This window comes from Cryobacterium sp. M23 (assembly GCF_002929655.1).
Lineage (GTDB): Bacteria > Actinomycetota > Actinomycetes > Actinomycetales > Microbacteriaceae > Cryobacterium > Cryobacterium sandaracinum.
Genome location: NZ_PJJV01000037.1, coordinates 1 through 14,096 on the forward strand (window position 1 = coordinate 1; position 14,096 = coordinate 14,096).

Here is a 14,096-nt window from a genome sequence, read left to right on the forward strand (position 1 = left end):
CGCCCTCGGCCGCCCGCAGCCGCTCCGCCTGGGCGCGCGCCTCGGGCTCGCGGGCCGCCGCCAGCGCGGCCGCCGCCAGGGCCTCGTCGACGTCATCCAGCCGGTCCGGCAGCTCGTCCAGGAGCGCCTGGGTCTGCTCGACGGATGCCACGTGCAGGGCGAGCTCCCCCTGCAGCGTCACAATCTTGGCCTCGATGCCGGGCAGCAGCCGTTCGACGTCGAGAACGTCCTTCAACGATCCGAGCCGGCCCAGGAGATTCTCGATGACGGCCTTGAGGCTCTCAGTCGTTTCCACCAGACCTGGGTCGTCCTGGTACTCACGCCAGGCACCGTGCGCGTACGATTCGCCGACCAGGGCACGTTCGAGCGCTTCCTCCGCCTCCCGACGCGTGCGGAGCGCCGGCCACACGCGGGACGCACGGTTTGCGGCCAGCACGGCCGCCCGGTCGAGGGCGACCGTCCCCTGCCGGGCCTCGAGAACGGCCAGGGCCGAGTGGGCTTCGTTGCGGCGGTCCTGCCGGCTGCGCAGGTCTTCCTGGGCCTGCACGTCGGCGGCGGCCAACTCCAGCGCCGACGTGGCCCGTTCGGCCCCCGCCGACGCCTCGGCCAGCAGCTCGTCCAGCTCCGCCAGGGCGCCGTCGAACCAGGCCCGGTCGCGACTGCCGGGCGCGTCATCGGAGTCGTCGCCGGGCAGGTCTTCGCGCTGCAAGTGCCGGGACGCGGTGGCCGCCAGGCTGGCCAGGCGCTGGCGCACGGATTCCAGCGCATCATCGAGCGACTTGCGCCGGCTGATGAGCCCGAGTTCGAGCTGCTCGAACCGGGCGGTGCCGAAGAGGGTGCGCAGCACCCCTCGCCGGTCATCGGTCTTGGCCAGCAGGAACCGCTGGAACCGGTTCTGGGCCAGCAGGATCACCTGCAGAAACTGGTCCTGCTTGAGCGGCAGGATGCGGCTGAGCTCGTGCCCGACGTCGACCGGACGGGTCGCCACGCTGCGCCAGCCCTCAGGGGTGTCCCGGTCGTCGTGCAGGTCACGGATGTCGAGGCGCGCGTCGGGCGGTGACATGGTCGTACCCGGGCCGCGCTTCTTGTTCTTCTCGTACCTGGGTGTGCGGTAGATGCGGTAGTCGTTCTCGTGCAGTGCGAATTCCAGCTCCACGAAAGTAGGGTCATCCGGTTCGCAGTGGTCACTGCGCAGCTGGGACTCCGTTCCCTCATAGCGCGGCACGCTTCCGTAGAGGGCGAAGCAGACGGCGTCGAGGATGCTGGACTTGCCGGCCCCGGTCTTGCCGGTGATCAGGAAGATTCCATCGGCATCGAAGCGCTCGAAGTCGATCACCTGTTCGTTCTTGTAGGGGCCGAATCCGGCGATCCGCAGGCGTTTGATCTTCATCGGCTCAGCTCCCTCAGGTCACCCTCGGTGAGGAGTTCCGCCACCAGGTCTCGTTCGAAATCGGATTGGCCGACCCCGTTGCGCACGAACTCGAGGAACCCGGCGACAATCTCGCGGTCACTCTGGCGGTCGATGCGCTCACCGTAGCTGACGGCATCCGAGTCGACGACGACAGCGGGCCGATGCTCGAGCGTGACGCAGTGCGGGAATCGTTTCTGCAGGCGCCGGATGCCGTCGAGGGGACGCACCTGGTCGGTCAGGATGGCCGACACCCAGTCGGGCTTGAACTCGGCCAAGGCGTCATCGGTCAGGAGCAGTTCGATCTCGCCGGTGAGCACGCTGAGTCGCCGCGGAACCGGAAGCTCGATCCATTCGATGTCGGCGGCAGGGCCGGCCTGGAGCTCGACCAGCCAGCAGCCCCGCGGTTTGCCGGCCTCCGAGAAGGAGTAGTGCAGTGGTGTTCCCGAGTAGCGCACGCGGTCGGTGAGGTGGGCCCGCCCGTGGATGTGGCCGAGGGCGACGTAGTCCGGTCCTGTGAAGACCGACACGGGCACCAGATCGAGGCCGCCCGCGGTGATGTCCCGCACGGCATCGGTCGCCGCGGCCGCGGGCACTCCCGCCGCGAAGCAGTGGCTGAGCACCACCGATCGCCCGCCGCGCACGGCCAGGTCATCGCGGATGCGCTGCATCACGACGGTGAGCACCTGCTCGTGGGTCTTGAGCGGTTCGTCTGCCGGCCCGTGAAAAACGCTGAGGTGCCGGACCAGCGCCGGCTCCAGGTAGGGGATGCCATAGAAGTGCACGGGCCCGTGCTCGTCCGGCACGGTGACCGGTTCGAGGAACTGTTCCGGCCGGGTCAGCACATGGACGCCCGCGAGTGCGGCCCACTCCGCCTGGAAGCCGAGGCGGGTGGCGGAGTCGTGGTTGCCGCTGGTCATCACCACCGTGGCCCCTGCCTGCTTGATTTCCCGCAGCACCGCCGCGAGCAGCGTGTAGCTCTCGGCCGACGGCATGGCCGAGTCGAAGATGTCGCCGGCCACCGCCACCACGTCGATCCGGCGCTGCCGCACCACCTCCACCAGCGCATCCAGCACCTGATGCAGGGCATCCAGGGTCGAATGGGTGTGGAAGGTTCGCCCGATGTGCCAGTCGGAAGTGTGCAGGATCTTCATGCTGCTCACGTTATCGCCGACGGCCGACATCCGGCGGCACCGGGCAGCACCGGGCAGCACCGGGCAGCACCGGGCAGCGGGTTCTTTGTTTGTCTTTGTTTTTCTTGACAAACAAAAACAAACACAGGTAAAATTTTTGTATTCTACAATCTCGTGGTTTCGGCCACTCAGCGTCGAGGAGGTCGCCATGTTCGCCGAAGAACGTCAGTCCCTGATCGTCGATCTGGTCACCAGTTCGAACCGGGTCACGGTCAGCGATCTCGCCTCCCGCTTCGATGTCACCCCCGAAACGGTGCGCCGCGACCTCGACAGCCTCGAGGGCGCCCGCCAGCTGCGCCGGGTGCACGGCGGCGCAGTCGCGTTCGACCGGCAGAGCATGTCCGAGCTCAGCCTCGAAGAACGCCAGACGCAGAGGCAGGACGAGAAGCAGCGCATCGCGGCCGCCGCCCTCACCATGATTCCCTCGAGCCAGACCGGCTCCGTCCTGCTGGATGCCGGCACCACGACCGAGCTGCTCGCCGACCTCCTGCTCGACTGGACCCCGGCAGCCCCCGGTGACGAACTCCTGGTCATCACCAACGCGGTGCCGATCGCCACGAAACTCGCCGGCAACGACGCCATCTCGTTGTATATCCTCGGCGGCCGCGTGCGCGGCCTCACCCGCGCCGTCGTCGGTCCCAGCACCATCGCCCAGCTTGATTCGTTGCGGCCCGACATCGCGTTCGTCGGCGCCAACGGCGTGCACGCCGAATTCGGTTTCAGCACTCCGGATGCCGTTGAATCCGCCGTGAAGACAGCCATCGTCCGTTCGGCCCGTCGTGTTGTCGCACTGGCCGATTCCTCCAAGCTCGACAAGGAAACCTTGATCCGCTTCGCGGCCCTGGGCGACATCGACGTGCTGATCGCGGACGCTCTCCCATCAGATGAACTTGCCGCAGCCCTGGCCGCGGCCGACGTTGAGGTTGTGATCGCGTGATCATCACGCTTACCCCGAATCCGAGCCTGGATCGCACCATCGAGCTCCGCGCCCCGCTGGCCCGCGGCGAAGTTCAGCGCGCCGGTTCATCCCGCGAAGAACCGGGCGGCAAGGGCGTGAACATCGTTCGCGCCCTCAAGGCCTCGGACATCCTGAGCCTCGCCATCCTCCCCGGCGACGAGTTGGACCCCGTTCTGGTGGCCCTCCGGGCCGCGGGGGTGCCCCACCTCGGCATGCCGATCGGCGCCTCGCTCCGGAGCAACGTCGCGCTGACCGAGATCGACGGCACCACCACCAAGGTGAACGTGCCCGGACCGGTGCTGACCGCCGCGCAGCAGAGCGACCTGATCGAACTCGTGCTGGAGAAGGCGGAGGGTGCCAGCTGGCTCGTGCTGGCCGGATCGCTGCCGCCTGGAGTGCCCGTCGACTTCTACGCCGACATCACCCGGGAGCTCCGCAGCCGGTTCGGCGCGAGCGCCCCTCGGGTGGCCGTCGACTCGTCCGGCGCGCCCCTCGCCGCCGCCGTCACGGCCGGACCGGACCTGATCAAGCCCAACGCGGAAGAACTGGCCGAGCTCACCGGCATCCCCGACCCCGAGAGCCTCGAGGGCAATCCGGTGCTCGTGGCCCGCGCCGCCGAGCGTCTCGTCGCCACCGGAGTTGGCGCCGTGTTGGCCACCCTCGGTTCCCAGGGTGCCGTGCTGGTGACCGAAGACGGCGCCTGGCTCGCGAAAACGCCGCCGATCGTCGCGCGCAGCACCGTCGGAGCCGGCGATTCCTCCCTGGCCGGCTACCTGCTCAGCAGCATCGTCGGCGGCTCCGCCCCCGACTCTCTCCGCCAGGCCGCAGCCCACGGGGCCGCAGCCGCGTCCCTGCCCGGATCAACCGTTCCGGCACTGCACCAAACCAGACCGGGCGACGTCACCCTGACGTCTCTCAACACCCATCCAAAGGAGGATGTCCAGTGAGTGCACTGATCACCCCGGAGCTTGTCGCTCTGGATAAGAACCTCGGAGCCGCACCCTCGAGCGTAATCCGGCATCTTGCCGAGCTCGTCGTCGGCGCCGGCCGCGCCACCGAGATCGAGAGCCTCTACGCGGATGCCCTCGCTCGCGAAGCGAAGACGGCAACCGGCATCCCCGGCGGCCTGGCCATCCCGCATTGCCGTTCGGCAGCCGTTACCGAGCCGACGCTGGCGTTGGCCCGACTGGCTTCGCCGGTCGACTTCGGCGCCGCCGATGGTCCCGCGGACCTCGTCTTCCTGATCGCCGCTCCCGAGGGCGCGGACCAGGAACACCTCAAGATCCTGGCCAAGCTCGCCCGCTCGCTGATGAAGGCCCCCTTCACCGCCGCGCTGCGCGCCGCGAAGACCCAGGCCGAAATCGTCGAACTGGTCACCAGCGTCGTCTCCCCGGCTCCCGTGGCCGCCGGCGGCGTCGCCGGCGCCGGCGCCAACGTCGGAAGCACGCCCGCGGCATCCGCCGGTGTCAAGCGCATCGTCGCTGTGACCGCCTGCCCGACCGGCATTGCGCACACCTACATGGCTGCCGAATCGCTCGTTGCCGCGGCGAAGGCCGCCGGCGTCGACCTGCAGGTCGAAACCCAGGGCTCGGCCGGCCTCACGATGCTCGACCCGGCCGTCATCGCCGCGGCCGACGCGGTCATCTTCGCCGTCGACGTCGACGTTCGCGGTCGCGAGCGCTTCGCCGGTAAGCCCGTCATCCAGGTGCCCGTCAAACGCGGCATCGACGAACCGGCCAAGCTCATCCACGATGCCCTGGCCGCGGCCCAGAACCCCAACGCCCGCCGCGTCGGCGGCACCGTCGGTGCGGCCGAGGCCGAGGAGACCAGCGAGCACTTCGGCCAGAAGGTCAAGCGCGCCCTGCTCACCGGTGTCAGCTACATGATCCCGTTCGTCGCCGGTGGAGGTCTGCTGATCGCCCTCGGATTCCTCCTCGGAGGCTACGAGATCACCGAGGTCGCCGACACGGTCACCCTGGAGAACAACCTGTTCAACCTGCCGGAAGGCGGCATGCTGACCTATCTGGGAGCAGTCTTCTTCAAGATCGGCGCGCTGTCGATGGGCTTCCTGGTTCCGGCCCTGGCCGGCTACATCGCCTACGCGATCGCCGACCGTCCCGGAATCGCCCCCGGTTTCGTCGCCGGTGCCGTCGCCGGGTTCATGGGTGCCGGTTTCCTCGGCGGCATCGCCGGTGGTCTGCTGGCCGGTGTCGCAGCCGCCAGCTTCGCCAAGCTCGACGTGCCGCGCTGGCTTCGCAGCCTGATGCCCGTCGTCATCATCCCGCTGGTCGCGTCGATCGTCGCCTCGGGCCTGATGTTCCTGGTACTCGGTGGCCCCATCGCGCTACTGACCACCGCCCTGAACGAGTGGCTGGCCGGCATGACCGGCGCCTCCGCCATCCTGCTCGGCCTGATCCTGGGCCTCATGATGGGGTTCGACCTCGGCGGACCGGTCAACAAGGTTGCCTACGCCTTCGCCGTCGCCGGTCTCGGCACCGCAACCATGGCCAACCAGGCTCCGTGGCAGATCATGGCCGCGGTCATGGCCGCCGGCATGGTTCCGCCGCTCGCCATGGCCCTGGCCACGGTGCTCGACCGCCGACTGTTCACTGTCGCCGAGCGCGAAAACGGCAAGGCCGCCTGGCTGCTGGGTGCGTCGTTCATCTCCGAAGGCGCCATCCCGTTCGCTGCCGCAGACGTGCTCCGCGTGATCCCGGCCTCCATGGTGGGCGCCGGCGTGACCGGTGCTCTCTCGATGGCCTGGGGCGTCACCTCGAAGGCCCCGCACGGCGGAATGTTCGTCTTCTTCGCCATCGACAGCTTCGCGCTCTTCGCTCTGGCGATCGCGATCGGAACCGTCGTCACCGCCATCCTGGTGATCGCGCTGAAGCGATACGCTCGAAAGACACCGTTGGTCACCGCGGACGCAGCAGCGCCCGCCCTGGTCAACGCTTGACCGCACGTCGGCCGCTCCGAGAAATTCGGGGCGGCCGACGCGTAGCATCAATAGCGCAGTATTTCTGCTGCGCAAGAATAGAGGTTGTCCCGTGCAGAATTTCACTGGTGTAGGCGTAAGCCCCGGCCGGATCATCGGATCCGTTCGCCAGATGCCCAAACCGATCAGCGAACCCCCGGCAGGTGAACGCCTGGATGCGGCGACTACACCCGAAGCCGCAACGGCAGAGCTGCGGACAGCCTCCAAGGTGGTGCAAACCGAGCTTCAGCGTCGCGCCGAAGCCGCCACGGGCGCCAGCAAGTCGGTTCTCGAAGCCACCGCGCTGATGGCCACCGACCCGATGCTGATAAAAGCTGCAGTGAAATTAATCGTTACCGGAACATCCGCCGAACGCGCGATCTGGGAGTCCGGCGCATCCGTCGCCGAGATGCTGCACAACCTCGGTGGCTACATGGCCGAGCGGGCCACGGATGTCCTCGACGTGCGGGCCCGGATCGTCGCCGAGCTGCGCGGCGTCACCGCCCCCGGCATCCCCCAGTCTGACGAGCCCTTCGTGCTCGTAGCCGAGGACCTCGCCCCGGCCGACACCGCCACCCTCGACCCGAACAAGATCCTCGCCCTGGTCACCAGCGGCGGCGGACCGCAGTCGCACACCGCGATCATCGCCCGCGCCCTCGGCCTGCCGGCCGTCGTCGCCGCCGTCGGCGTCGACGCCCTCACCGATGGCACCGAGGTCTACGTGGACGGCGCCGCCGGAACCCTCCAGGTTGACCCCGGCGACGACGAGCGCACCGCCGTCACGGCGTGGGAGCACGTCGCGGCCAGCCTGTCCGTGTTCGACGGCACCGGCACCACCGCCGACGGCCACCTCGTTCCGCTGCTGGCCAACGTGGGCGGGGCCGCTGACGCGGTCAAGGCCGCGGCCGCCGGCGCAGAGGGCGTCGGACTGCTCCGCACCGAGTTCTGCTTCCTCGAGCGCGACATCGAGCCCACCATCGACGAGCAGGTCGTGGCCTACCGCGGCGTGTTCGACGCGTTCCCCGGCAAGAAGGTCGTCGTGCGCACGCTCGACGCCGGCGCCGACAAGCCTCTGCCGTTCCTCACCGACAGCACGGAGCCCAACCCGTCGCTCGGCGTGCGCGGTTACCGCACCGACCTGACCAGCCCCGGCGTGCTCAAGCGCCAGCTCACGGCAATCGCCACCGCCGCGCAGGCCTCCTCCGCCGTGGTCTGGGTGATGGCACCGATGATCGCCACGGTCGACGAGGCCGCCGACTTCGCCGCCATGTGCCGCGTCGCCGGGCTGAAGACCCCCGGCGTCATGGTGGAGGTTCCCTCCGCGGCGCTCCGCTCCGCGAGCATCCTGACCGAAGCCGAATTCGTCAGCCTCGGCACGAACGACCTCACCCAGTACACGATGGCCGCCGACCGTCAGCTCGGCACCCTCGCCGCGCTGAACTCGCCGTGGCAGCCCGCCGTGCTCCAGCTGATCCAGCTCACCGTCGCGGGGGCGATATACGAGGGCCACAACAAGCCCGTCGGCGTCTGCGGCGAAGCCGCCGCCGACCCGGTTCTCGCCGTCGTACTCGTCGGGCTGGGTGTCAACACCCTGTCCATGACGGCCCGTTCGATCTCCGCCGTGGGCGCCGTGCTGAAGTCCGTGACGCTCGAACGGGCGCAGGAACTTGCCCAGATCGCCGTTTCGGCCCGTAATTCGGACGAAGCGCGTACCCGCGTGCGCGCCGGATTGCCCATACTTGAAGAGCTGGGTCTCTAGCCGCTTCGGATTTACGTCGCATCGCATCATCGCCGGCGAGCCACCCCTTCGCCGGGCACCAATTAGGAGGAACCATGTCCGAACGTAAAGCCACCATCGCGAGCCGTGTCGGCCTGCACGCGCGCCCCGCATCCCTCTTCGCGGCGGCCGTCGGCGACCTGACCCTCGAGGTCACCATCGCCCTCGAGGCCGACCCGGCCGAGGACGCGATGGATGCCTCGAGCATCCTGTCGCTGATGAGCCTGGGTGCCGCCAACGGCGACATCGTCGTGCTGCGCGCCGAGGGCGACGGAGCCGATGAGGCTCTCGAATCCCTCGTCAAGCTCCTCGAAACGGACCTCGACGCCAAGTAGCACCCCCGACCGAAGGCACCCTCAGTCCGCGCGAATCATGCCGGAGTGAGGGTGCCTTTTCGTGGGTCAGGCTCCGACGCCGGAGGTCAGGCCCGGTCGGGCGTGACCAGGGTGATGAACGCGCTCAGCTGGGCCAGACTCTCCACACTCGAGGGCAGGGTCTCGGTCAGGGCCGGCGAGTAGACCAGCCAGGCCGCCCACTGGGCACGGGAGATGGCCACGTTGAGCCGGTTTGCCAGGAGCAGGAACTCGAGGCCGCGCGGTACGTCCTCTGCCGCGGAGGCGGCAAGCGAGACCACGGCGACCGCCGCCTCCCGGCCCTGGAACTTGTCGACGGTGCCCACCGGCACGTCACCCAGGCCGGCCTGCACGAGGTGGCGGCGCAGCAGCTCGACCTGCGCGTTGTAGGGCGCCACGACGATCACGTCGCCCTGCGCCAGCGGTGCGCTCCGGCCACCGGATGTCCAGGGTCGGCCGAGCAGACCGGTCACCAGTGAGACCACGGCTTCGGCCTCCTCCACCGACGAGGTGGAATTGAACCGGTGCGGCACGGGCACCGGGTGCAGGCCCGGCTCCACAGCCTCGAGTCGGCGATCGGAGGGGTGCGAGCGCAGCCGCCCCTCGTAGGACAGCGCCGACACCGGAGCGCAGATCCTCGGATGCATGCGCCAGCTGGTCTTCAGAAAGTAGCCGAATTCCGGCGGGAGCACCTGGTGTCCGTCGCTGAGCCAGCCCAGAGCCGAGCCGTCGACCGGTTCGGGGTGCGTGCCCTGGCTGACCTGCGGCAGCTGTTGCGGGTCGCCGAGCAGCAGCAGGCGTTCGGCCGCGACGGCCGCTGCGATGGTGCTGGCGAGGGAGAACTGGCCGGCCTCGTCGATCACGAGCAGGTCGAGGGAGCCCCGCGGCACCCGGTCGGCGTTGCTGAAGTCCCAGGCGGTGCCGCCGAGCACCCAGCCGCCGGACTGCCCGGTGAACCGGGCGAAGGTCTTGGTATCCAGGAGGGTCCACGGCACCGGCTTTTTCTCGTCGCCCTTTTTCGCTTTCTTCCCGACCTGGCCGGGCTCCAGCCCCGCCTCGATTCCGGCGGCGAGTACGGCCCGGAGCATGTTCTCGACCGCGGCGTGGGACTGCGCGACGACGCCGACGCGCCAGCCGTGCCGCACGACGAGGTCGGCGATCACCCTCGAGCCGACGAAGGTCTTGCCGGTTCCGGGCGGGCCCTGCACCGCGAGGTAGGACCGGTCGAGCACGAGCAGGGTGTCCCGGATGGCGGTGCGCACATCCCCCTCACCGTCGCCGTCGCCGGCACCATCGCCCTCACCGTCGCCGTCGCCGGCACCATCGCCCTCGCCGTCGCCGTCGCCGTCCCCGGCACCGGAACCATCGCCGGGGCGCGCCGGTGGCCGCACCAGGGGCTGCGCCGGCCCGCTTGCCCCGAGCAACCGGGGCGGGCGTCGGCGCAGCAGGTCGAGGGCCGCGTCCGGCAGCGGTTCCGGCCACCGGGAGAGCACGGCGCGGCCCCACTCCGAGATCGCGGTCACCTGGCTACCGGCTGGCGGCGGGGTGCCGGGGGTGAGGGCGATCGGCATTTCCCGGTGGGCGGGTGCATCGCGTTCGAGCACCTCCTCGACCAAATAGACCGACTCGTCGATCACGTCGATGATGGTCGCCCTGTTGTGCGCGGTGCGCGCTCCGGGGGCGTCGCTGCGGCTGATCGGCGGGTAGGGCAGGTCGTAGAGCAGGAACGGCTGCTGCCCGACCGTGAGCGAACTGCCCGGCGCGAGTGCCCCGGTCAGGCGCAGTACCCGGCGGTCGAGCGACTGGCGGCCTTCCCGGTGCCAGCCCAGGTGCAGGGCTGCTGTTTCGACGATGAGCACGTCCCTGGTGTCCGCCCAGTCGTCCACGGGCGCGCCCAGGCGACTGTAGTGGTCCCACCAGAACGATTTCTGCTCCCGCCGGTGGTAGTCGATCGCCGCCGAGGCGAGGGCGAGCGCGGTCTGGTCGGCGGTGCGCTCGGCCGGCGGAACGTCGGCAAGCAGCGCGGAGAGTTCCAGGTAGACCGGGTCCGGTTCCCGCACCGGCAGGGGCACGCCCGCCAGGGTCGCCGGCGACGCTGCGGTGGCGCCCGGCTGCTCGGCGGCGCGGGCCAGCAGCCAGTCGCGCAGGCGCAGGGTGGAGCGGCAGTCGTACGCGTTGTAGCGGGTGATGTCCGTGAGAATCTGCTCTGCGGCATCCGTCTGTCCGGCGGCCAACAGGGTGCGCGAGCGCACGTATTCGGTGATCGAGTCGGCGGCGTTGGCCACGCCCTCGCGTTCCTCGAGCCCCATGTAAAGCGGTTCGAGCTTCTTGAGCGAGTAGCTGCGGCTGCCGATGCGCAAGCCCTGCCGCACGATCGGGTAGAGGTCAACGAGCACATTCCGGCGCAATAGGTCGTCGACCGCTTCTTCGCCGACCCCGTGCCGGGCGGCAAGGCCGAGCAGGTGGGTGCGCTCGTAGGGGGCGTAGTGGTAGATGTGGAGCCCCGGATGCCGCGAACGGCGCTCCCGCACATACTCCAGGAAGTCGATCAGGGCCTGACGTTCCTCGGCGTGGTCGTGCGCCCAGAAGGTGCGGAAGGTATCGTCCGGCAGGGCCAGACCGAACAGATAGTCCAGCCCCCACTGTCCGTTGCCGGCCTCCTGGTAGAGCGGGTCACCCTCGAAGTCGAAGAAGATGTCCCCCGCGTCGGGTGCGGGCAGCGCCGCGAGGGCGGCCGGGTTGATGATCTCCCAGTTCAGTGGCCGGCCGGGGGCTCGGGGGGCGATCTGCTGCCGGGCCTGCCCCTGCAGGGTCGCCAGCGCAACGTCTGACAAACCGGGGACGGGCTCGCGCCGCGCGGCGAGGTCGTCGATGGAGCGGACGCCCGCGGAGCGCAGCCGGGCGCGCTGGCTGAGCCGCAGGTTCGCGACCAGGAGCACGTCCCGGTGCTGCTGCACCTGCTCCTCGCACAGGTCACAGCGGCCGCAGGCGGCGTAGCGAGGGTCACCCCACGGGGTGGGCGCAGGGTCGGCGAGGCGTTCGTCGACCAGCCGCTCGAGGCGGGCGCGCCGGGCGCGGTAGACCGGCAGGATGTCCTGCAACCGGTGCGAGCTCGTGCGGCCGTCGCCGAGCAGAAGGTGCACGTTCTCCCCCGTCGGGATGCCCATCCGCTGCAACTGGTCGCTATACGCCGCCAACTGCAGCAGCGCCGTGATCTTCGCCGAGCGTGCCAGCTTCGTGTCGTAGACCTCGTAGGTCGCGGCATGGTCGGCGGGGTCGGCGGGGTCGGAATGGTCGCCGCTCCCGGTGCGGATGATGAAGTCCGCGTAGCCCAGGAATCGCCCGTCGAAGAATGCAGCCTGGAACACCACCTCGGCCCCTGCGCGCAGGGCCGCCTCGCTCATTTCAACGGCGGAACCGATGTCGGCGAGGTCGCCACGTTCGATCTCGACGACGGTGCGGGCCGCGCGCAGCTGTTCGAGCATCCGCAGTTCGTGGGCGTCGCCCAGCTCGGCGGTGCGCTGGAGCATGGCGTCAGCGGCTGCCGGGGCGGCGTCGATGCGTCCCAGTTTCGCGTCGAGTCGGCGCAACAGTGCCCACTCGCACGCGGCCGCGGCGCTGAGGTCGCTCGCCGAGTAGACAACGGTGGCAGGGTCTGGCAGGAACACGTCGATCTCCTCTTTGCGCACGCACAACCACACCGGAAGCGCTGGTCACGGTGGTTTCGAGGCTAGCCGACACCACCGACCAGAACAGGGGGTGCCGCGCCCTTCCCCCTGCAGCCGTGCTCAACTAGGGTTGGCCTACACGCGGCAGACGAGGTTTTTGATGGCTGTCCGCGCGGCGGTTCACTGTTGATCCGATTCTGGCCGATTGCGGGCCCGATGTGCGACGACCGAGTGCCGTTTCCCTGCAACCAAGCGAGAAGGAACACACCGTGACTGACAGCCAGAACCCCGTACCCACTGCCAACGCCACCGGCCCCGACGCCCACAACATCAAGGACTGGACCGACCTCGGCAAGGAGATGTGGTCCTACCTGACCGGCAAGAGCGCCGCCATCAACTACAGCTTCATCGACATGACGGTGGAGGTGCCGCGCGACATCGGCCCCGACGCCCCCCGTGCCACCTGGAAGCTGAACGGCACACTGCGGGTCACCACGAGCGAGGGTTCCGGCACCGAACCGCTCACCAAGTAGTCATGAGCCCCACCACCCGCCTGGACATCGACCTGGAGTTCTCCCTCGCGGAGCCGGGCACACCGGGCGACACCACGGAGGCGACCGGCGCCGAGCAGATGGGCGGAACCATCACGGCCAGCGGCCTCGACGTCGAGATCTTCTCCAGCAGGCCCGAGATGTTCGTGCGCACCAGCACGATGAAGCTGAAGGAGCTCCGCGGCCTGGCCGGCGACCTGGCCGAGCGCGGCCTGACCGTCTCCGTGTCCGGCCCCGACGGCCTGATCATCCGGCTGGGAGCCGTCAAGGCACCCGTCATCCAGCGGCTGCTGACCGGTTCGTCGCACATTACGCTCGGCAGCCGGGCCGCGCTGGTTCCGCTCCTGCGGCGGCGCAGTGCTGCACCGGAGGCGGGCCTGTCCCTGCCGTTGCCGCCGGCCACCCTGTTGCCGTTGGTGCCGACCTTCGACCGGCGCATCCGTCGCCGGGTGACCACGACGCACTACACACCGGGGGCAGGCCGGCCCCGGCTGGTTTTTGTGATCGGCTCGAAGAACTGGAACGGTCAGATGCCGCGCGAGTTCGATCTGCTGCCGACGGTCACCACCATCGGTTCGGCCCCGGATGCCGACCTGCAGCTGGCCGGTCTGCAACCGTTCCATGCCGAAATCCGCCACGACGACAACGACGAGTACGTTCTGTATCCGCTCGGCGACGTTTCCGGCGGAGCCAAGCGGAATTACCGGCAGGACGAGAACGATGGGCAGGTCCTGCGCACCGGCGCCCGGATCGAAATGGGTCCGTGGCGCATGGCCTACTTCCGTGAGGAGTACGCCGACCACGGCCGCCCCTACGGCGGTCGCGTGGGCGGGGAACTGTCCGTGCAAAAGCCGCAACCGAGCCGCCGCGCAGCCCGGTTGGAGCGCGAGGCCAACGCCGCCGGTGCCGGCACCACGAACGGCGGCACCGAGCCGACGACCGCGCGGCAAGGGCCGGTGGACGACTCCGAGATCTAGGGTCAGGTCCGGGTCGGCAGATCCTGGCTGGCCACTCGCGGCGCACGCTGTGGAAGCCGGCACACGGTAGAACGTGTGCCGGCTTCTCTAGTATGAGTCGCGACGGATACCGCCGCGCCCTGCGCCGCCCTGCGCCGCCCCGCCCTGCCCCGAACCAATTCGACGGAGATTTTGGCTCTCCTGTCGTAACCGTGGGTTAATCCCGGCCGGGGAGTGCGGGTTTGTGGCCGCCGAGGC

At 69.4% G+C, this 14,096-nt stretch carries 10 protein-coding genes; 7 read left to right on the forward strand and 3 right to left on the reverse strand.

The genetic code is table 11. The features are described 5' to 3' along the window. Both CXY82_RS00885 and CXY82_RS00890 read right to left on the reverse strand, forming a co-directional pair. Positions 1-1,390 (reverse strand): AAA family ATPase (locus tag CXY82_RS00885; protein ID WP_146069010.1); only part of this gene is annotated, 1,390 nt, incomplete at its 3' end. Next, positions 1,387-2,562: an exonuclease SbcCD subunit D gene (locus CXY82_RS00890; protein WP_104169280.1), complete on the reverse strand. Its 1,176-nt coding sequence runs from the start codon at positions 2,560-2,562 to the stop codon at positions 1,387-1,389. The genes CXY82_RS00890 and CXY82_RS00885, both read right to left, overlap by 4 nt. 187 nt (positions 2,563-2,749) lie before the next feature. On the opposite strand from CXY82_RS00890, the gene CXY82_RS00895 reads away from it, so the two are divergent. The 5 genes from CXY82_RS00895 (at position 2,750) to CXY82_RS00915 (ending at position 8,645) form a co-directional block, all read left to right on the forward strand. Beyond that, complete coding sequence (locus tag CXY82_RS00895; RefSeq protein ID WP_104169275.1) at positions 2,750-3,538, forward strand: DeoR/GlpR family DNA-binding transcription regulator; 789 nt, start codon at positions 2,750-2,752, stop codon at positions 3,536-3,538. After that, on the forward strand, positions 3,535-4,506 hold the full coding sequence (locus tag CXY82_RS00900; protein ID WP_104169276.1) for a 1-phosphofructokinase family hexose kinase: 972 nt from the start codon (positions 3,535-3,537) through the stop codon (positions 4,504-4,506). Before CXY82_RS00895 ends, CXY82_RS00900 begins: the two co-directional genes overlap by 4 nt. Further along, positions 4,503-6,515 (forward strand): fructose-specific PTS transporter subunit EIIC, encoded by a 2,013-nt coding sequence (locus CXY82_RS00905; RefSeq protein ID WP_104169277.1) that lies wholly within the window; start codon positions 4,503-4,505, stop codon positions 6,513-6,515. The genes CXY82_RS00900 and CXY82_RS00905 overlap by 4 nt, the downstream gene beginning before the upstream one ends. 91 nt (positions 6,516-6,606) lie before the next feature. Then, positions 6,607-8,292 (forward strand): phosphoenolpyruvate--protein phosphotransferase, encoded by a 1,686-nt coding sequence (gene ptsP, locus CXY82_RS00910; protein ID WP_104169278.1) that lies wholly within the window; start codon positions 6,607-6,609, stop codon positions 8,290-8,292. A 74-nt stretch (positions 8,293-8,366) separates the two neighbouring features. Continuing rightward, entirely contained in the window at positions 8,367-8,645 is a 279-nt protein-coding gene (locus CXY82_RS00915) for an HPr family phosphocarrier protein (RefSeq protein ID WP_104169279.1), read from the forward strand. Positions 8,646-8,731: 86 nt separating this feature from the next. Here CXY82_RS00915 and CXY82_RS00920 read toward each other — a convergent pair whose 3' ends face one another. Next, entirely contained in the window at positions 8,732-12,331 is a 3,600-nt protein-coding gene (locus tag CXY82_RS00920) for a TM0106 family RecB-like putative nuclease (RefSeq protein ID WP_199180833.1), read from the reverse strand. Between the two features lie 269 nt (positions 12,332-12,600). Between CXY82_RS00920 and CXY82_RS00925 the strand changes: the two genes are divergently transcribed. Both CXY82_RS00925 and CXY82_RS00930 read left to right on the forward strand, forming a co-directional pair. Continuing rightward, positions 12,601-12,864: a hypothetical protein gene (locus CXY82_RS00925; protein ID WP_174720110.1), complete on the forward strand. Its 264-nt coding sequence runs from the start codon at positions 12,601-12,603 to the stop codon at positions 12,862-12,864. A gap of 2 nt (positions 12,865-12,866) precedes the next feature. Next, on the forward strand, positions 12,867-13,859 hold the full coding sequence (locus CXY82_RS00930) for an FHA domain-containing protein (protein ID WP_199180834.1): 993 nt from the start codon (positions 12,867-12,869) through the stop codon (positions 13,857-13,859). Positions 13,860-14,096 lie beyond the last annotated feature (237 nt).

Excerpts from the sequence above, each read along its gene's own strand:
- CXY82_RS00890 (WP_104169280.1), bottom strand. The coding sequence starts at position 2,562 with ATGAAGATCCTGCACACTTCCGACTGGCACATCGGGCGAACCTTCCAC.
- CXY82_RS00895 (WP_104169275.1), top strand. The coding sequence starts at position 2,750 with ATGTTCGCCGAAGAACGTCAGTCCCTGATCGTCGATCTGGTCACCAGT.
- CXY82_RS00915 (WP_104169279.1), top strand. The coding sequence starts at position 8,367 with ATGTCCGAACGTAAAGCCACCATCGCGAGCCGTGTCGGCCTGCACGCG.
- CXY82_RS00930 (WP_199180834.1), top strand. The coding sequence starts at position 12,867 with ATGAGCCCCACCACCCGCCTGGACATCGACCTGGAGTTCTCCCTCGCG.